At 37.9% G+C, this 19,859-nt stretch carries 18 protein-coding genes; 15 read left to right on the plus strand and 3 right to left on the minus strand.

The genetic code is table 11. The features are described from left to right. Position 1: 1 nt before the first annotated feature. The 3 genes from tatC (at position 2) to KHA96_RS09885 (ending at position 2,446) form a co-directional block, all read left to right on the plus strand. The gene (gene tatC, locus KHA96_RS09875; RefSeq protein ID WP_213129137.1) at positions 2-730 is read left to right on the plus strand and encodes a twin-arginine translocase subunit TatC; all 729 of its coding nucleotides are present in this window, start codon (positions 2-4) and stop codon (positions 728-730) included. A gap of 32 nt (positions 731-762) precedes the next feature. Continuing rightward, positions 763-1,497 (plus strand): polysaccharide deacetylase family protein, encoded by a 735-nt coding sequence (locus KHA96_RS09880; protein ID WP_213129138.1) that lies wholly within the window; start codon positions 763-765, stop codon positions 1,495-1,497. Positions 1,498-1,741: 244 nt separating this feature from the next. Beyond that, positions 1,742-2,446 (plus strand): pseudouridine synthase, encoded by a 705-nt coding sequence (locus tag KHA96_RS09885; protein WP_213129139.1) that lies wholly within the window; start codon positions 1,742-1,744, stop codon positions 2,444-2,446. A gap of 128 nt (positions 2,447-2,574) precedes the next feature. Here KHA96_RS09885 and KHA96_RS09890 read toward each other — a convergent pair whose 3' ends face one another. After that, positions 2,575-4,272: a M3 family oligoendopeptidase gene (locus tag KHA96_RS09890; protein WP_213129140.1), complete on the minus strand. Its 1,698-nt coding sequence runs from the start codon at positions 4,270-4,272 to the stop codon at positions 2,575-2,577. A gap of 178 nt (positions 4,273-4,450) precedes the next feature. Between KHA96_RS09890 and KHA96_RS09895 the strand changes: the two genes are divergently transcribed. The 5 genes from KHA96_RS09895 to KHA96_RS09915 are packed head-to-tail and all read left to right on the plus strand — an operon-like array spanning position 4,451 to position 9,817. Then, positions 4,451-5,539 (plus strand): alanine racemase, encoded by a 1,089-nt coding sequence (locus KHA96_RS09895; RefSeq protein WP_213129141.1) that lies wholly within the window; start codon positions 4,451-4,453, stop codon positions 5,537-5,539. A 14-nt stretch (positions 5,540-5,553) separates the two neighbouring features. Then, positions 5,554-7,158, plus strand: a complete 1,605-nt coding sequence (locus KHA96_RS09900; RefSeq protein WP_213129142.1) for an N-acyl-D-amino-acid deacylase family protein — start codon at positions 5,554-5,556, stop codon at positions 7,156-7,158. Between the two features lie 21 nt (positions 7,159-7,179). Next, a complete protein-coding gene (locus tag KHA96_RS09905) occupies positions 7,180-7,644 on the plus strand; it encodes a RidA family protein (RefSeq protein ID WP_213129143.1) in 465 nt (154 codons plus the stop codon). A 40-nt stretch (positions 7,645-7,684) separates the two neighbouring features. After that, positions 7,685-8,680 (plus strand): N-acetylglucosamine kinase, encoded by a 996-nt coding sequence (locus KHA96_RS09910; protein ID WP_213129144.1) that lies wholly within the window; start codon positions 7,685-7,687, stop codon positions 8,678-8,680. 39 nt (positions 8,681-8,719) lie between these two features. Next, positions 8,720-9,817 (plus strand): polysaccharide deacetylase family protein, encoded by a 1,098-nt coding sequence (locus KHA96_RS09915; protein WP_213129145.1) that lies wholly within the window; start codon positions 8,720-8,722, stop codon positions 9,815-9,817. Positions 9,818-10,076: 259 nt separating this feature from the next. Here the strand turns inward: KHA96_RS09915 and KHA96_RS09920 are convergent, their stop codons facing one another. Together KHA96_RS09920 and zupT are read right to left on the minus strand one after the other, a co-directional pair. Then, complete coding sequence (locus KHA96_RS09920) at positions 10,077-10,454, minus strand: VOC family protein (protein WP_213129146.1); 378 nt, start codon at positions 10,452-10,454, stop codon at positions 10,077-10,079. Between the two features lie 63 nt (positions 10,455-10,517). Continuing rightward, positions 10,518-11,327 (minus strand): zinc transporter ZupT, encoded by an 810-nt coding sequence (zupT, locus tag KHA96_RS09925; RefSeq protein WP_213129147.1) that lies wholly within the window; start codon positions 11,325-11,327, stop codon positions 10,518-10,520. 392 nt (positions 11,328-11,719) lie between these two features. On the opposite strand from zupT, the gene KHA96_RS09930 reads away from it, so the two are divergent. The 7 genes from KHA96_RS09930 to KHA96_RS09960 all read left to right on the plus strand — a co-directional run bounded on the left by KHA96_RS09930 (position 11,720) and on the right by KHA96_RS09960 (position 19,678). Then, entirely contained in the window at positions 11,720-11,941 is a 222-nt protein-coding gene (locus tag KHA96_RS09930) for a hypothetical protein (protein WP_213129148.1), read from the plus strand. A gap of 38 nt (positions 11,942-11,979) precedes the next feature. Next, a complete protein-coding gene (locus tag KHA96_RS09935) occupies positions 11,980-12,450 on the plus strand; it encodes a hypothetical protein (protein WP_213129149.1) in 471 nt (156 codons plus the stop codon). A 14-nt stretch (positions 12,451-12,464) separates the two neighbouring features. After that, positions 12,465-13,109, plus strand: a complete 645-nt coding sequence (locus KHA96_RS09940) for a ThuA domain-containing protein (RefSeq protein WP_213129150.1) — start codon at positions 12,465-12,467, stop codon at positions 13,107-13,109. Between the two features lie 306 nt (positions 13,110-13,415). After that, positions 13,416-14,387, plus strand: a complete 972-nt coding sequence (locus KHA96_RS09945; protein WP_213129151.1) for a LacI family DNA-binding transcriptional regulator — start codon at positions 13,416-13,418, stop codon at positions 14,385-14,387. 56 nt (positions 14,388-14,443) lie between these two features. Then, on the plus strand, positions 14,444-15,823 hold the full coding sequence (locus KHA96_RS09950; protein WP_213129152.1) for an ABC transporter substrate-binding protein: 1,380 nt from the start codon (positions 14,444-14,446) through the stop codon (positions 15,821-15,823). Positions 15,824-15,849: 26 nt separating this feature from the next. Then, positions 15,850-18,795, plus strand: a complete 2,946-nt coding sequence (locus KHA96_RS09955) for an extracellular solute-binding protein (RefSeq protein WP_249315441.1) — start codon at positions 15,850-15,852, stop codon at positions 18,793-18,795. Then, positions 18,785-19,678, plus strand: coding sequence for a carbohydrate ABC transporter permease (locus KHA96_RS09960; protein WP_213129153.1), 894 nt, complete (start codon positions 18,785-18,787; stop codon positions 19,676-19,678). Before KHA96_RS09955 ends, KHA96_RS09960 begins: the two co-directional genes overlap by 11 nt. The last annotated feature ends 181 nt before the right edge of the window (positions 19,679-19,859 follow it).

Consider the following 19,859-nt stretch of genomic DNA (forward strand, 5'->3'; position numbering starts at 1 on the left):
TATGGACGAAGAAAAAGCGTTAACCGATCATTTGGGAGATTTGAGGAAAGTGATTATTTATTCTAGTCTCTTTTTCATCATTTTCTTTGCCATATTTATTATCTTTATCCAGCAAATGATCCCAATCATTACAAAAAGTCAGAAATTAACGATGCTCGGCCCTTTAGATGTGATTCGCTTTTACACAGGGGTGGCAGGCAGCCTAAGCTTAGGCGTGTCTGCTCCCTTTATTGGCTTCCTGCTTTGGCGATTTATCGAACCAGCTCTTACGGAGAAGGAAAGTAAGCATGCAATTAAATATATTCCAGCCATGTTGCTTAGCTTTTTAAGCGGGCTCGCGTTCGGTTATTTTGTTGTGTTTCCTTTCTCCTATCAATTTCTAATGGGGTTAGGGACAGCAAACTTTGAGATGATGATTACGACACAAAGCTATTTTTCTTTTTTACTTATGACCACCATCCCAATGGGTTTCCTATTTGAAGTTCCTTTTGTCTTAATGTTTTTGACTGCAATTGAAATCGTCACGCCTAACCATTTGTCTAGCTTTAGAAAATATGCTTACGTTGTCATGGCAGTTATTTCTGCTATTATTACACCGCCTGATTTTGTTTCACAATTAATAGTATTGATTCCCTTGTTCATTTTATATGAAATCGGGATTGCCCTTTCAAAATTTGTTTTTCAAAGTAAAGAGAGAAAGAACCTACAAGAGGAAATTCAGCAAGTATGAATTTCTGCATTAGAAACGAGTGAAGGATTCTTATGAAGAAGCTTTCCATAATTACTTTCTGCATTTTTATATGGATGCTCCCATCAACGGTATGGGCCGAGCGGAAAGTCCCGATTTTAATCTATCATTCAATAGATGAATATAATGGCCACGGTTCCAAAGAATTATATGTAAACCCAGTTAATTTTGAGCGACAAATGGTTTATTTGCGGGATCATGGCTATACTTTACTAACATTTGAACAATGGAACGAACTGAAAAACATAAAAAAGCCTATTTTCCTTACGTTTGATGATGGATATAAAAACAATTTAAATGCCTTCGCGATTTTCAAAAAATTGGAAACAAATCATTTTAAACCAAGAGGTACTATCTTTGTCATTTCTGATTTCGTCGACCGATCAAATCGTCTATCAAGATCGGAGTTAAAAATGTTGTCTGAATCAGGTTTCTTTTCAATCCAGTCTCATACAGCAACACATCCGAATTTAACGAAGATAAAAGATTATAAATATGAATTGCAGGATTCTAAAGAAAAAATCCAGCGAATGACGGGGAGGCCAGTTTTTGCACTTGCCTATCCATACGGAGAATTTAATGATAAAGTTCTTGCTGAAACAAAAAAATATTATTCGTTTGGGCTGACAACCATTCCGGAACCTTATGTGGAAAAAGGTATAAAAGATGAACAATATTTGTTGCCAAGGCTCTATGTTAAGAATTCTACTACTATCGAGGAATTTGCGAAGTTAGTTCAAGTAAGATGACATGCTTTGACATTGGCATGTCTTTTCATTTACAGTAAAGAAAGTATAAAATTATATACGATCCTAAAATAAAAAGAAGTCTTTCATTGTCTAGTTTCAGGCGCCCAAAGACTAGCAAACTTTCGGCTTCTTCCTACGATAAGTCAACATCGGCTCGTCAGAAACTTAAAAAGTTTGTACGACGCTGAACGGGCACCTTGCGCATTTCTTAATTATTGCTACAAAATGTCAACAGGGGGCTTATATGAGGCTAAATAATTATATTAGCTCAACAGGGCTTTGCTCTAGAAGAAAAGCAGATGAATTAATTATCCAGAAAAAAGTGAAGGTTAACGGAGAAATTGCCGTACTGGGTCTCGTAGTCGGACCAGAAGATCAAGTTGAAGTTGAAGGAAAGATTTTGAAAAAGAAGAATAAAGATGTTTATATCGCTTTACATAAGCCAGTAGGGATTACGTGTACGACGGAAAAGCATATAGAGGGGAATATTGTTGATTTTGTCAATCATCCTGAGCGGATTTTCCCGATCGGTAGACTTGATAAAGATTCAGAAGGCTTGATTTTACTTACGAGTGATGGAAGTATCGTAAACGAGATTTTAAGGGAAGAAAATCATTATGAGAAAGATTATATTGTGACTGTAAATAAAGATATCACACCCGAATTTATTAGCGGTATGGCAGGTGGAGTAAAGATATTCAATCCTGTTAAAAAGAAACACACCATAACAAATAAATGCAAAATGGAAAAAATCAATGAGCGGAGCTTTAAAATTACTCTTTCTCAAGGTCTTAACCGCCAGATTCGCAGAATGTGCTCACACTTTGGCTATAAAGTGGTGAAGCTGAAGCGAGTTCGGATAGCACATATTAGTTTGAAGAACCTTCCAATTGGAAAATGGCGAGATTTAACGGAAGACGAAGTAAAAAAATTCACATCAGGGAAATAACAGATAGCCCCCATTTCTTGACTAGAAAATGGGGGCCAAAATTATGTTTCTTATTTTACTATTAAAGAAAGTATAAATTGTTACTTACAATTATTCCAGGACCAATGTGCGCCTTGCGCTTTTCTTAATTAAAGTGCCTTATCATCGATTTGATCTAGCCATGATTGAATCGTACCGATGACGGACGCTACACATCCTTCTTCAAATGGTGAAATTAGATTAGCTTCTTTCACTAAGCCAGTAAAGGATTTGCTGCCGCCTTGTCTACATAAATGGATATAATCATTCCAAGCTTCTTCATGATTTTCCTGCGACTTTTTCCAAAATTGAAATGCACATATTTGCGCAAGTGTATAATCAATATAATAAAATGGAGATTCATAAATATGACCTTGTCGCTGCCAAAGTCCGCCATTCTCTAAATATTCGTTTCCATCATAATCACGATGCGGTAAATATTTTTCTTCAATTTTTTTCCAAGCTTGCTTTCTTTCAGCAGGAGTTGCTTCAGGGTTTTCATAGACAAAATGTTGAAACTCGTCCACCGCAACACCATATGGTAAGAATAGTAAGGCTCCGCTTAGATGGGAAAATTTATATTTATCTGTTTCCTCTTGAAAGAATAATTCCATCCACGGCCATGTGAAAAACTCCATACTCATGGAATGTATTTCAGCGCCTTCATATGTTGGCCAGTTATATTCCGGAATTTCAAATTGACGGCTTGAATAAACTTGGAAGGCATGCCCAGCTTCATGCGTCATAACGTCAATATCGCCGGAAGTCCCATTAAAATTAGAGAAAATATATGGCGCCTTATAGTTTTCTATATAAGTACAGTAGCCTCCACTTGCTTTTCCTTTTTTCGCCTCTAAATCCATTAAGTTATTCTCATTCATAAAGGAGAAGAATTCGTCTGTTTCTGCTGATAACTCGGAATACATTTGCTTGCCATTATTAATAATCCATTCTGGGGAACCTTTTGGCGTTGCATTACCGGAGACAAATTGAAATCCTTCATCATAAAACTTTAACTTATCAACACCGATTCGTTCCTGTTGACGTCTACGTAATTTAGAGGCAATCGGCACAATGTATTCTTTCACTTGATCACGGAATGCAGCAACCATGTCTGCATTATAGTCTGTACGAGACAGACGATAATAGGCAAGTTCAACAAAGTTATTAAATCCAAGCTCTTTCGCAATTTCTGTTCTTACCTTTACTAACTCACCATAAATACGATCGAATTCATCCTCATGTTCAGCGAAAAATCCAAATTTTGCTTCACTCGCTTTTTTCCTTGTCTCTCGGTCCTTTGATTCCAAAAATGGGTCAATCAGTGCAAGAGTTCTTTCTTCCCCTTCAAACATAATTTTTGCAGAGGCAACAAGCTTCGTGTACTCAGATGCCAGCTTGTTTTCCTTTTGTAAAAGCGGAATAATATGAGGAGAGAATGTTTTAAGCTGGCATTCAGCTAAATCAAATAACTGTTTTCCCCATTTGCTTTCTAGTTCAGACCGGAATTTTGAAGAAACGAGTGCTTCATAGAATTTAGAAGTAAACCCTTCTATAATAGGGTTAATTTCATCCATATAGTCATTCTCATTTTTGTAAAATTCGTCATTAGTATCAATCGTGTGCCTGACATAACAAATATTGAACATCGTTCCTAGTTCATTTCGAATATCATTTATTCTATTCATTGCTTCATTTTGTTCTTCAACATTTACCGCATTTTTAAATTTTTCAAGTTCAGCATTAAATGCGGACTCACATTCTTCAATGTTGGGTCTCGTATATTTGTATTCTTCAAACTTTGTCATTAAGAGCACCTCACTATATTTTTCAATCCTTTTATATTTCTCTAAAAGAGATAGAAAATCCCTTCGTTCGCAAGTTTTTAATATAGAAAGAATTATTTTTAATTAATGTTCCATATGTTAATATAAATATGTTATAACAAATTTAAGGGCTTACAATATTGATGATAGGAGGATCTACATGCTCGATACTCCAAGCTTAATTATTGATGAAGTAAAGATGCAAAAGAATATTGAAAAGTTGGCCGAAATCGCTGAGAAAAATGGTGTGTCACTTCGACCTCATACGAAAACGCATAAAATTCCGGACTTTGCAAAAAGACAAATTGCTGCCGGCGCAAAAGGAATCACTGTTGCAAAAGTAGGGGAAGCGGAAGTTATGGCGCAACATGGCATTCAAGATATTTTTATTGCCTATCCGATTGTCACAGAGTCGAAAATTGAAAGGGTTGCCGAGTTGAGCAAGTCTATTAATCTCATCATTGGGGTTGATAGTTTTGAAGGGGCTGCCAAAATATCCGAGGTGGCGAAAAGGCATCAAATAACCATCCAAGTAAGGCTTGAAGTTGATATCGGTTTTAGAAGAACGGGTGTCCCTTATGAAGACGCAATCAAATTCGCTGCCGAGTTGCAAAATAGGGAAGGTATTGAGTTTCTAGGGATTTATACGTATCGCGGATTTTTCATGAATGGAAAACCAACACTGGAACTTGAAAAAGCAGGCCTTGAAGAAGGGCAATTAATGGTTGATTTGGCGGAGAGAATGCGTAGTCAAGGTATACAGGTCCGAGATATAAGTGTAGGATCTACCCCTACGGCTCCTTTTGCCGCAATGGTAAAAGGGATTACTGAAATAAGGCCAGGTACTTATATTTTTTATGACCGTATGCAAGCGGCGTTAGATGCAAGTTCACTCGATGAATGTGCTGCCTATATTCAGGCAACCGTTGTTAGCCGTCCTTCAAAGGACTTAATGATTATTGATGGAGGAAGCAAAACATTTGCGACAGATGTTGGCCCAAATAGTGATCCGCTATTTTTAAAAGGATTTGGGCATATCGTCGAAGCGCCTCATGCCATATTTGAACGAATATCAGAAGAGCATGGCATGGTCAAAATAAACAAAGAGGATCCATTCAAGGTTGGAGATATTGTTCATATCATTCCAAACCATATTTGCAGTACAGTCAATTTACATGACAAAGTATTCTTGAAGCGCGGCGACCAATTCGAGGAAAAAACTGTTTATGCTCGTGGAAAACTATCTTAAAGGTGTGTGAAACGATGCTTGATTGTATCATCAAAAACGGTAAAGTAGTGGATGGATCTGGAAATCCTTGGTTTTATGGCGATGTTGGAATTAAGGATGGAATCATTGTAAAGGTAGGTTCCATCCACCAAGAATCTCATCAAGTAATAGATGCAGGGAGGCAAGTAATTTCTCCGGGCTTTATAGACGGGCACTGTCACTCAGATTTGATGATTTTGAACTACCCTAATAGCGAAATAAAACTGCAGCAAGGGGTAACAACAGAGGTAGTTGGAAATTGCGGACTATCTCCTGCTCCTTTTTTCGGTGAATATAAATCTTTGCTAAAAGAATATGTTCAACCTGTCATCGGTACCTCTCGAAATGAGTGGTCATGGAATACAGTCGGAGAATATGTAGATGCCATTCGTAAAGCGAGGCCTGCTGAAAATATTACAACCTATGTTGCTCATGGGACCTTAAGAATTTTAGTGATGGGCTTTGCCAAAAGGGCGGCGACCAAAGAAGAAATTGAGCGAATGAAAGTCTTGCTTGAAGAAGGGTTGAAGGCTGGAGCGATTGGCTTATCCATTGGACTTTTATATGCACCAGGCAGTTATTCTTCTAAAGAAGAGATTGCAGAATTGTGTTCAATCCTTCCAAAGTATAATGGACTATTTTCCACTCACATTCGTGGTGAAGGTAATAATTTAATTCCCTCAATCAAAGAAGTGATTTGGATTGCCGAAAAGGCAGGGGTTCCACTACATGTCAGCCATTTAAAGGCAGCAGGGAAAAGGAATTGGGGTTTAGTTCAAGACGCAATGGAACTTATTTCGGACGCAAGGGAGAGGGGCCTTGATGTAACGTGTGATGTATATCCATATTCCGCAAGTTCAACGATGCTCTTAACTGTACTACCTCCATGGGTGCTTGAGGGCGGTGTACAACAAACGCTTAATCGTTTTAAGGATAAAAGCATACGTGAAAAAATTAAAGAAGAATTAAGTAGAGAACAGGATGACTGGGATAACTTAGTTTGTTCTACTGGCTGGAACAATGTCATGATTTCTTCTGTTCAGACGGAAAAGAATCGTAGTTTAGAAGGGAAAAACATTGCAGACATTAGTGAAATGAGAGGGATACATCCCGTCGATTGTATGCTTGACTTGCTTTTAGAGGAAAACGGAAATGTTTCGATTGTATATTTTCTTATGTCGGACAAGGATGTGCAACAAGTTGTGAAATGGGATAACTCATTAATAGCTTCTGATAGTCTGCACTGCGATACAGGAAAACCTCATCCACGGCTATACGGATCGTTTCCTCGATTGTTTGCAAAGTATGTAAGGGAAGATCCCATTTTATCATTGGAACAAGCTGTCCGTAAAATTACATCTTTTCCAGTTAAGCGCTTTAATCTAGGTAAACGAGGATTGCTTGTTCCTGGATATGCCGCTGATATAGTCGTCTTTAATCCGGATACAATCCAAGATGAAGCCACATATCAAAATCCAAAAAACTATCCAAACGGGATAAGTTACGTATGGGTAAATGGACAAATGACGATGCAAAACGGGGTTCATACAAATGCGCGGGAAGGAGTTTTTATCTCTTCCAGCAATTGTTGTCACCATTAAAATTTTAAAGGAGAAATAAATATGTCAAAAATTGAAGAAAAGCTGCAAGAATTAGGAATCACATTACCTGTTCCGGGTGAGCCAAAGTTTTCATATATTCCGTGTAATCAAACAGGAAATTTAGTTTATACTTCGGGGCAAGATTGCCGAATTGATGGAGAGTTGATGTACACTGGCAAACTTGGCGCGGACTTAAACATAGAACAAGGTCAAGAGGCTGCCCGCCAAACAATCATTAATTGTTTAGCCGTTTTAAAAGCACATTTAGGAGATTTAGATCGGGTCGTGAAAGTTGTCAAATTACTAGGATTCGTTAATAGTACTCCAGGATTTGCCGACCAACCATATGTAATGAATGGAGCATCTGATTTATTAGTAGAGGTGTTTGGCGAAAATGGAAAACATGCACGTTCAGCCATTGGAACAAGCGATCTTCCTTTCCATACACCAGTTGAAATTGAATTGATTGTTGAAGTTCGAGATTAATACTAAAAGATATATATAAGCAGAAGGGGATGGATGCGTAATGCGTTATGTATTAGGTGTAGATGGGGGCGGAACGAAAACATATACGGTCATTACCGATGAAAATGGAAACAAGCTTGGTGAGGGATTATCTGGAAGAGGAAATCATCAAGGACATACAATAGAAAGTACAATGAAAAATATAAAAGAATCAATTGATCAAGCGTTGGCTGAAGCCGGTTTAGAATACAGCGATATTTCCTTCGCACAATTTGGACTAGCTGGAGCCGATCGACCATATGATTTTTCTATTCTTTTACCTGCACTTGAAACTTTGCCGTTTAAGTCATGGGATCTCGTATGTGACACATATGAAGGATTGAGAATTGGCAGTAAAACGAATACAGGTGTCGTGCTTGTATGTGGAACGGGAACGAACTCTGCTGGAAGAAATAAAGAAGGATTAATGATTCAAACAGGAGGAATGGGTTATCTCTATGGAGATGGTGCTGGGGGATCTGATATGGCACAGCACACCTTTCGCTCAGCTGTAAGGTCTTGGGAGTTTCGAGAAGGTCCGACCATTTTAACGAAAAAAGTACCAGAGTTTTTCGGCTTTGAAAATATGGATGATCTAGTAAATGACTTTTTAGACCGTGAAATTTATCGGGTGCCGGCACGGTTGACTGTCGTTCTTCACGAAGCTGCTAATGAAGGCGATGAAGTAGCAATTAGAATATTAAGAGAAACAGGGAAAGAACTAGGAATTGCAGCCAATTCAGTTATCAAAAGATTAGGCGGCTTTGAAGGCGAAAACATTCCAATCGTATTAGTTGGTTCTGTTTTCCAAAAAGGAAGAGATCCATATTTATTAGATTCATTAAAAACAACGGTTGAAAAAGAAAATGGAGATATTACACTCGTAATTCCTGAAATTGAACCGGTTTATGGTTCAGTGCTCCTTGCGATGGATCATCTCGGCATTGAAGTCAGTGATGAGGTTTATGAAAAATTTAAATCCTACAAAATTGATTATCATAAAGAAATAGAAGCATAATTTAGCAATTTACAACAGTAGAAAAAGGGGTAGATTTAGATGGTTAGTCAAATTTTTAGAGGGAATACGCAAGATCCACATTTTGCTCTTACTTTCGACGATGGTCCTCACTATGTTCCATTGGAAAATTGGTTAGAAGCGTTAGAACAATGTGGGGCAGCAGGTACTTTCTTTTTTACAGGTGAATGGATTGATCGCCATCCAGATAAAGCAAGGATGATCATTGAAAGAGGTCATGAGCTCGCTCCACATTCTTATCATCATAGAAGAATGGCAGAAATACCAAAGGATGTATTTTTAGACGAATTAAAGCTAACTGAATTAGCATACCAGGAAGCAACAGGCAAACCTTGTCCTGCATTCATGAGATTTCCATATTTAAGCTTCAGAGAAGAGAACTTGGATTGGTTATCTGACCTTGGCTATGTGGATATTGAAGGGGACGACTCAAGAGATTGGGCAGGGTTGACGTCACAACAGATCGTTGAGAATGTAACACCTTTCTTCAAAAATGGAGCAGTCGTCGTTTTTCACGCAAATGATGCAGCGAAAGGGACACCTGGTTCCTTAAAGACGTTGATCCGACTCGGACGTGAAAAAGGGTTGGAGCCTGTAAAAGTGTCGGAAATATTGACTGGTTTGGAAATGCCGCCTTCTGTGAGACCTTGGAAAATCTCAATTGATGTTCCGTCTCCTGAAAAGATTACACATACAATCCAGACTTGGGAAGTAGTACAAGACAAAGAGGAACTGCAAATTCTGGCTCAGCAATCGATGGATTGGGGAATCGTTCAGACTCCAACTGGCATGGGTTCTGAAAATAAATGGCTTAAATATTTGTCAGAGCCGCTTACAAATAACGATGTAACAGAAGATCGTGATTTATTTTTTGGGTGGATCATGGCAGGTGAATATTGGGGCTATGTGCGTATTGCGAAAAAAGATAATGAGCTCATATTATTAGACTTTGCAACAAGAGAAGCCCAGGCAGATGCGATGGTTTATATACTGCGTTGGGTTGCCAAAAAAGCAATCGAATTAGGATGCACCAAAATTTCAGCCACCCGCGAAATGCGCAGACTAGAAAAAATGTGCAAACAACTTGATTGGAATTCAGTCATTGAACTAGATAAATAAGGAAAAAGCGCCATTATGAGAAATTCGTAATGGCGCTTTTTCGATGTTGCAGGCATGGATTTCGCGAGAAAGTAACCCACCAGGCAAATAGAAACCGCTCAGAGCGTAATTCTTGATGAATAATAAAAGTTGCGGCATTTGATCGATAAAAATAGCGTAATTCTCGACGAAACGTAAAAGATACAACGGTTCATCGAGAAATATTTGATAGAGCACAATCAAAAAGAAATTCACTAAGCTGCTGTCACCCGAATCGTATTCAAACCGTCACTTCGCTCATAATTGCATGTGTATTTTCTTCTGTATCCTTAAAAAAAGCCATCCACGTTTCAATATCTCCTATTTTTGCAATTAGATGAGGCTCGCTTATAAAGGCAATTCCGCTTGCTTGCCAGTCCTCATATGTATGATGAATATTTTCAACTTGGAAATAAATAACCGAACTAGGGTGAGCGAATTCCTCTTTTTCAGGAAGACTCAAAAAAAGCCGAATTTCGTCACATACAAAAAAAGCCATTGTATCATTAGTATAAGGCATCGGAAGCAAAAGAACTTCTTTATAAAACTTTACTGCTCTATTAAGATCTTTTACTGGGATTCCAATTTGACCAATTTTTTGTATATTATTTTTCATCATTTACGCACTCCTCCCACTTTTTTACAGCATAGCATAAAAAAGAAAGGGAGACCGCCCCCTTTCCTAAATAATTAGCAATAAGCTTAAAGCCATGACAGCCATTCCACTTACTAGACCAAAAATGGACGTGTGGGCTTCATCATATTTTTTAGCGGCAGGTAATAAACCATCGAGGGAAATAAAAACCATAATCCCAGCGACGGCTGAAAAGATAACGCCAAACATTACTTCATTTAAAAAAGGCATTAAGATGAGAAAGGCGACAATAGCGCCGATTGGTTCGGATAAACCTGAAAGAAATGATAGTTTAAAGGCTCTTTTACGACTGCCTGTTGCAAAATATATTGGAACGGCAACAGCAATTCCTTCTGGTATATTATGAATGGCAATAGCAATCGCGATGGCAACTCCAAGGGCAGGATCTTGCAATGCTGCAGTAAAGGTTGCGATCCCTTCAGGGAAATTATGGATCCCGATAGCTAGTGCTGTGAATGCTCCCATTTTCAATAATGCATGATCTTTAATTCCGTTTACTTGTTTATCCATTTCTTCCACTTTTTTAAGCTCATGCGGGTTCCCTTGTTTTGGGACAAACTGGTCAATTAATCCAATAAGAAGCATCCCTGCAAAAAATCCTCCAACGGTTGCCCAGTTCCCTTTTTCTACTCCGAGAGCAAGTACGAGGGAATCTTTTGCTTTCACGAATATTTCAATCATGGATACATAAATCATGACTCCAGCTGAAAAACCTAAAGAAAAAGATAGAAATTTAGTATTTGTCGTTGATGTAAAAAAGGCAAACAAGCTTCCAATTCCCGTTGCTAATCCGGCAAAGAGTGTTAATCCAAATGCAAGTAATACATTTTCTGGCATCATTATACTCCCCAATTTTTATAGTTAAAGCCCTTCATTTTTTCTTAATCTATGCAAAAAAATAAAAAAGTTGCTATGAGGAAAAACTTTGCACAAGCTGCAAATTCATTTACCCATATCATACAATATAATTTCGCAGTATTAAATGGAGATTATAAAATAATGAAAAAAATATTGTTTAAAATAGAGGGGATATGGCTAAAGTCACATGTCTTTCATTGAATTGTAGAGTTTTCAAATGTATAATGAAAGTAATGTAGCATAATATGGGGTATGACCAGGTGTGCTACCACCTGGTCATGTAATTGCAAACCGCAAGAAGAGCGGTTGACCCTAAGAAAGAACAAGAATGGCCGTCCAATCCTTTGGTCTAGGGGGACGGTCATTTCTTTTTGGAAATCATGACGACCATCGTTACTATGAATGTTAGAAATGTAATCATTCCAACACAAAGCTGTATCATAAGACTCATCGATTCGAATATCGTCATTGGCATCACCTCCATCATTGGGAAGTGGCCAACCGCCCGCCCTGCTTATGCAATTACTAGTATTATCTTAACACAAACGGAACATACGTTCGAGTATTTAGAAAAAATAATTGTAAAGAAATAGAATATGAATACAATCATAAACTAGAGAGGATCAAAAATATGCTGACATTTGAAGAAAAACAAGCGATTATAGAATCATTTCCCGAGCTTACTAAGAAGGAAGTTTCAATGAAAAGGTTGAATTATCATTATACGGACAGTTTGTACGACAAAACAGTAGTCGTTCATCATCTTCATCCGAATGGAAATGGATTTGTCTATGTTGGAGATTTACCGGGTTACAATGCTGATAAAAAGGGTTTAGTTAATATTAGGGAGGCAACTGAAAAAGAACTTCGAAAAACAATAAAAGATTCTATTCAATATTTATCAGAAGATGCAGTGGGAAATGGAGAAGATATTCATTCACCTGAATATGAGTGGCGTAACGGAGAAGGAGAATCTCTCGTATTAATAAATGAAGACATGCTATGGAATATATATGCTGGACTCAATTTAGTAGATAGTTTTGGATCGAAAAATGATGCAGAGACCTATCTTAAGGAAGAAGGTTTTACATTCATTAATTAATAGGAGGATCAGGAATGACAATAAAAATTCTTGCGGCACTTGGTGATTTTTATCATAATGAATCGATGTGCCGGCAAGCTCTAGACTCTGCGGTAAGACAACTGGATGGACACATAAAGGTAGAGTATATTCACGAAAAAGATCTAATACAAGAGCTCCAAGGAAATCCCGATGCAGTTATTTTATTTAAAGGGAACAAGCTCAATCCTACAGATCCGCAAACTTTAGTGTGGATGGGAGATGAAGAAGCGTCCATCATTTCAAAATATGTGGAAAATGGGGGATCCTGGTTTGCTTGGCATTCTGGCTTGGCATCTTATGAAGTAAATACGTACATAAATATGCTTAAAGGATATTTTGAATATCATCCCGAAATGTCGCAGGTAAAGTATAGCGCTGACAGTCAAAACGATGTTACAGATCCCAATCTGGAATATGAAATCATTGATGAGCATTACTTTATTGACTGCGATGTAGAAGGTACTAATATTTTTTTGCGCTCTGAATCAAAGGATGGGAAATCTGCAGCAGGATGGGCACACCATTATGGCGAGGGGCGTGTCCTATGTCTGACTCCTGCGCATACGGAGGAAGCGTTGCTCCATCCAAAAACAATACAGTTAGTTTCGGACTCTATCAAATGGTGTTTAAGTGAATAAAAAGTGACGTGAGACATAAAGTTGGTCTCACGTTTTTAATGGTTGATAATTCCAGTGTCTATCTATAAATGATTCTTTTATAATGAAAATAATCGGCAAAGATCCACAATTTTAACAAAAGTAAATAGTTTAAATAATATAATTTTTGATAAATAGTTGTAAACGATAACACAACGTTTTATAATAATATCGAAACGTTTCAATTGAGAAAACTAAGACGCTTCTTTTTTTCACGCTATTAATAGAAACGTTTCGAAAGAAAGTATTGCCGATATTTGAAACGTTTCAATTAAAGGGGGAGGGTATTTGGTTACTTTAAAAGATGTAGCGAAACGCGCTGGAGTCAGTGTTTCGACGGCATCTTATTCCATAAATAACAGTCCGCTCATTACAAATAATACAAAAGAAAAAGTACTTCATGCCGCGAAAGAAATAGGATATCGTCCAAATGGACTCGCGAAAAATTTAAAAGAGCAAAAAACGAATATCATTGGATTATTTTTAAGTGGTTTTACTGGACCATTCTTTAGTGACATGGTTGAAGGGATCCAAGATGTGGTTATGAAAAAGGAATATGAACTTGTCGTATGCGCAACTGTTGATACTCATAGGCTTCTTGTGGAAAGGTATGTCGATGGAGCAATTATATTAAATTACCACATGGAAGATGAATTGCTAGAATCATTGGCAAATGAAAAATTACCTTGTGTAGTACTGGACCGAGAGCTGAAAAACCCATACATAAAAAATGTTCTCCTTCCAAATGAAGAAGGCTCCGCTATTGCAGTTCAGCATTTGAAGGAAAAAGGACATAAGCGTATTGGTTTTATCGCAGGCTCGGAGGCATCCTATGATGGTGAAACACGCTTAAAAGGATTTAAAAAAGAAATTGTAAACCAAGGATTGGAATTTCACGAAAATGATTTAATTCGAGCCGATTTCACTGAGATGAGCGGTTACATTGAAATGAAAAAGTACTTGATGAAATCACTCGGACAATATCCATCTGCCGTAGTATGCGCAAATGATGAAATGGCCATTGGTGCTATCAAAGCGATTCAAGAAAGTGATATTAAAGTTCCGGAAGAAATTTCTGTAGTTGGGTTTGACGATATTTATATGTCTCACTTCTTTACTCCATCTTTATCGACGATTAGAGTACCTCGAAAAAAATGGGGTATAGCAGCAGCAAATACATTATTTAAAATGCTGGAACAAGATTTTGATTTTGAGCCCGAACCATTAACGGTAGAACTAATGAGTCGTCACTCGGGATAAACGATTGGACCATCCATTATATTTTCAAAAAACTATAAAAAGTAGGAGAGATGATCATGAAGAAGCTATTCGCAATTTTTGCAGTGTTAGCTCTTGTGTTTACGATGGCTGCTTGCTCGAGCACAAAAGACACAGGAAATGAGAAAGAAGGAAATAAAGAAAAAGCTGTTGAAAAAACAGAAAACGTTACACTTTCTTATGCCAACTGGGCACTAGGTACTGAAGAAGAACAAAACTTAGAGCGCCTAATGATTAAAGCGTTCGAAGAAGAACATCCAAACATTAAGATTGAGGTTTTTGAAATAGCAGGAGATTGGAATGAAGCATTATCTACTGCTGCAAGTGCTGGAGAAATGCCGGATGTATTTAGCCTTTCGCAATTACCTATAGCCCTTTCTAATGATTGGCTATTAGATTTAACTGAATTAACAGCTGCTGATGCAGACTTTGAAAATGTTCCTGAAGTAGTTCGCCAATCTTCAGTATTTAATGACAAAGTCGTCGCTGTACCAAACGCACAGCACTTTTTAGGATATTTTGTAAACAAAGATTTATTTAATAAAGCAAATCTTGATTACCCTGAAATGGGAGCATCTATTGAAGAATTTACAAAAGCAGTTAAAGATGTTACGAACGTAAATGAAGGAGCAGCAGGACTTACAAATCCATTCTCTATTCCTGACTGGTATCCAGCAGCTGCAAACCCAGATATGGGATGGTACACATATAATGATGGTCAATATGCACTTGATAGTAAAGAATTCATTGCTGGTGTGAACTTGGCAAAAGAAATTACAACAAATGGCTATGCATATGAAGTACTGACAGATGATCAAAAAGCAAATTTCAATGGTGAAGATCCTAGCCAAGTATGGTTAAATGGCGGAATCGGCATGCAATGGGACGGTTCTTGGGCAATTTCAAGCTTAACTGAAAATGCTAGCTTTGAATTTGATTTCATCGGCATCCCTGGAGGTAGAACGGTTATTACAAATGACTTGCTCGGAGTCTCTAAATCTACTAAACATGCTGAAGAAGCGTATCAATTTGCGAAATATATATCATTTGGTAAAGACGGATTTATGAAACGCATGGAAATTGCAGATAAAGAAGGCAAAACCGTTAACACATTACCTGTAAACACGGATCCGGAAATTGTAGATGAGTATTTCTCTCAACTTGATGTACCTGGTCTGCGAAAAGCTTATGACAATCTAAATGAAGCAATTTTGGAGCCAGTTAAAACAGTACCTGGCTATGTACAATCTAGATGGGAAGCTCCAACAGGCGTTAAAGCTGGAGAAAACGAAAATGCAACAATCGCTCAAATGATTGACAGTTTTGTAAAAGGCGACTTAAAAGTTGAAGATTATGCAGCACAATTAAATCAATTAGCAAATGAAAAAAGTAAAGAAGCAGCAGAGGCTTTAAAATAAAGCCACATTACTAGGAGGTATATAGTATGAAGACGAAAATAATGATTAGTTTGGTTTTAATATTGTTATTAGCTATTCCAAATGGGATGGCGATGGCAGAAGAGGACAATCTTGTAGACCAAACTATCGAAAATGTCGTTGAAGAAAGCTATCATACCGTCCTGGAAAATTGGAATCATGCTGGAGTAGAAAGCGCCTCGAATTTTGAGGCGTCTATCTCTCCATCTAGTTTTAACGGTGTGAAAGAGGATGACTTGCTTGCTTCTGCAGACAGCAAGAACTATGGGGATCGTGTTTTCTATTGGCATAATCAATCAATGTCAGTTGATGTTACTGTGCCAGAGGATGGTTTATATGAAATATCTTTTGACTACTATCCAATTAGTAAAGAGGTTGTTCCAATAGAGGGTTCAATCCTTGTAAATGGTGAATACCCATATTACGAGAGTAGAAGAATTGTATTTCCGCTTAAATGGAAAAACGTTAGCGATAAATATGATACAGACCGTTTCGGGAATGAAATTGTTCCTAATCAAGAAGCAATTGCCGAATGGAGTAAGATAAGTGCTAGTGATGCCAGCAACTTGCAAGCTAAGCCATTGAAATATCATTTGAAAAAAGGGAAAAACACAGTCACCCTTTCTCATTTAAAAGGGGAAATGCTCATTGGGGACGTATATGTACATTCTCCGACAGAGCTAATGCCATATAAAGACTATGTAAAGAACAATGATAACAGTAAAAAAGCAAATGTGTTAATGACCAAAGAAGCAGAAAAAGAATACTCAAAAAACAGCTCTTATATTCGCCCAGTTGCAACAGTGGGATCTGCGGTAACACCGAATAATCCTAAGCGTTTATTATTAAATACTCTTGGCGGGAAGTCTTGGGAACAAAGTGGTCAGCGCGTGAATTGGAACGTTTCAATTGAAGAAGACGGCTTTTATCATCTCACATTTAAAGTCTTACAAAATAAAGAAACAGGTGGAACGGTTTTCAGAAAGTTATTGATAGATGGAGAAATTCCGTTCGAAGAAGCGGCGTTAATCCCATTTGAGTTTAATAAGAAATGGGTGAACGCAACTCTTAACGACGAAAAAGAGAACCCTTATTTATTCTATCTTACAAAAGGGAATCATGAAATTTCTTTAGAAGCGGATGCCTCTCCAGTAGAAAGATCTATTTTTACAATAAATGAAGTTATTCGTGACATGCAGGAATTTGCCTTGTCGATTAAAAAGCTGACAGGTAATCAAAATGATCGATCAAGAGGATGGAAGATTAGCGAATATTTCCCTGATGTCGAAGAGAGATTAAACGGATGGGCAAATCGCCTCGAAGAAGAGGGCAAATATGTAACTAATCTTAATAATGGTAAACAGTCTAAGGATATTGTCTCTTTAAACATGGCTGTGAAAAAATTAAAGACATTAAATGAAAAGCCGAATGAAATTCCAAATCGATTGACAGAATTAACCGAAGGGTCATCATCTGTCGCTCAATTACTAGGAAATCTATTGCTTGAATTACCAAAGCAGCCATTATTAGTAGATCGGTTTTATATCCATGGAGAAAATCAATTACCTGATCCAACCCCAGGCTTTTTTACAAAAACATGGGATGGGATGAAACGGTTCGTTCAGTCTTTCTCAGCAGGCAATTACTCAGCTGCGAGTGCAGATGATGAAGAAACGATTGAAATATGGGTAAATCGTCAGCGGCAATACGTGGAAATCATTCAAAACTTGGCGGATCAAAACTTCACACCAAAGACTGGAATTAAAGTGAAGTTTTCCATAATGCCAGATGAAGGGAAATTAATTTTAGCAAGTGCGGCGAATAACCAGCCTGATGTTGCGATTGGGATTAGTAACTGGCTCCCTTATGAACTGTCTATGCGTGGAGCGGCTGTTGATTTACATGAATTCAGTGATTTTGAAGAATATAGTAAGCAATTTTCACCAGGGGCGTTTTTACCGCTCATGATAGATGATTCTGTATATGCTTTGCCTGAAACACAAGATTTTTATGTGCAATTCTATCGGAAGGATATTCTTAATGCACTACATGTACCTGTCCCTGACACATGGGATGATGTGATTAAGATTTTGCCTGAGCTTCAACGCTATGGGATGAATTATTACACTCCGATTGCAGGGGCTGTTGGATTCAAGCCGTTTCAAACGACCGCGCCTTTTATTTATCAATTTCATGGTGATTTGTATGAAGCAGATGGAATGGAGACAGCCATCGGTGAAGAAGATTCACTAAAAGCGATTGAATTTATGACTAAATTAAATACGATTTACAGCATGCCGCTGCAAGTACCAAATTTCTATAACCATTTCCGTTACTCTACATTACCAATTGGAATTGCAAACTTTTCAACATATGTGCAATTAACCGCAGCTGCCCCGGAAATTGCTGGTTGGTGGGACATTTCGCCTCATCCAGGGATAAAACAATCTGATGGGACGGTTGAAAGATGGGCAACGGGGTCAGGGCAATCAGCAATGATATTTAAAGGAACAAAAGACCGTGAAAAGTCATGGGAATTTTTGAAATGGTGGATGGCTACAGATACTCAGACCGAATTTGCCACCACTTTACAGACATTATATGGACCGGAATATATGTGGAATTCAGCCAATTTAGAAGCTTTCAAACAGCTTCCATGGCCTGAGGAACATAAAGAAACGATCTTGAAACAATGGGAATACTTACAGGAGGTTCCAAAGACACCAGGGGCTTATATGGTTGAAAGGGAATTGAGCAATATATGGAACCGGATTGTCTTTGATGGGGAAAATCCACGGTCGGCAGTTGATGATTCCGTCATTGCCATTAATCGTGAAATCAGCCGGAAAATGGAGGAGTTTGGCTATATGAAAAACGGAAAGATGGTCAAGCCTTATCACATTCCTTCCATTGAACAAGTGCAGAATTGGGTAGGCGAAGAAAATGAAGATTAAGAAGAAAATAGATTGGTCACCATGGGCCTTCCTTGGACCGTATATCATTTTATTTTCCGCGTTCATCATTATTCCGGTAGTCGCGGCAATTTATTTATCGTTTACGTACTTTAATGCGATTGAAGCTCCGTCTTTTATTGGTTTGAGCAACTACGTTAGTATACTCACCCAAGATGAAGTGTTTATGCAAATCGTTTTGCCGAATACATTGACATTTGCATTGATTGTAGGCCCGGGCGGGTATCTCCTATCCTTTATACTTGCCTGGGCACTCGCTCAAGTGCCAAAAACAATGAGAACGATATTAGCTTTAATTATTTATTCTCCCTCGATGACAGCAGGAGTCGCAATGGCTGTTGTATGGACCATTATTTTTAGTGGAGACGAAACAGGTTATTTAAATAGTCTATTAATTACGATGGGAGCAATCTTTGAACCTATCCAATTTCTACAATCTCCACATTTCTTAATGAAAATTATGATTTTCGTAACATTGTGGGGAAGTATGGGCGTGGGATTCTTGGCGATGTTGTCGGGTGTCCTCAATATTGACAGTGAAATATATGAAGCGGGATATATTGATGGAATTAAAAATCGTTTCCAAGAAGTAATTTACATTACCATTCCATCTATGAAACCACAAATGTTGTTCGGAGCAGTTATGGCCGTTGTTGGAACCTTTCAGGCGGGAGCAATTGGTGTTGCCCTTTCCGGAGCAAACCCGACACCACAATATGCGGGGCAGCTCATGGTAAACCATTTGGAGGATTATGGATTTATCCGTTATGAAATGGGATATGCTGCAGCAATCTCGGTTGTATTGTTGCTTGTCGTTTATGCATTCTCAAAATTTGCTTGGAAACTATTTGGAGAGAAAGATTAACTAGATTCAGCAAATACTTCACTTCATTGTAAGGAATTTTTACCATTCAGAAGAACTTAAACTATGGCTGAATTAAGTTAGAGCCTCCGGCAGATGCCTCAGATTTTTTATTAGCTTTAGATTACATAAGCTCATAAAAAATCTGGGTGCAGCTTCGCCTAGGCGTCATTGATTACGGGAG

The organism is Bacillus sp. FJAT-49711 (genome assembly GCF_018343715.1).
GTDB lineage: Bacteria > Bacillota > Bacilli > Bacillales > Bacillaceae_C > Lederbergia.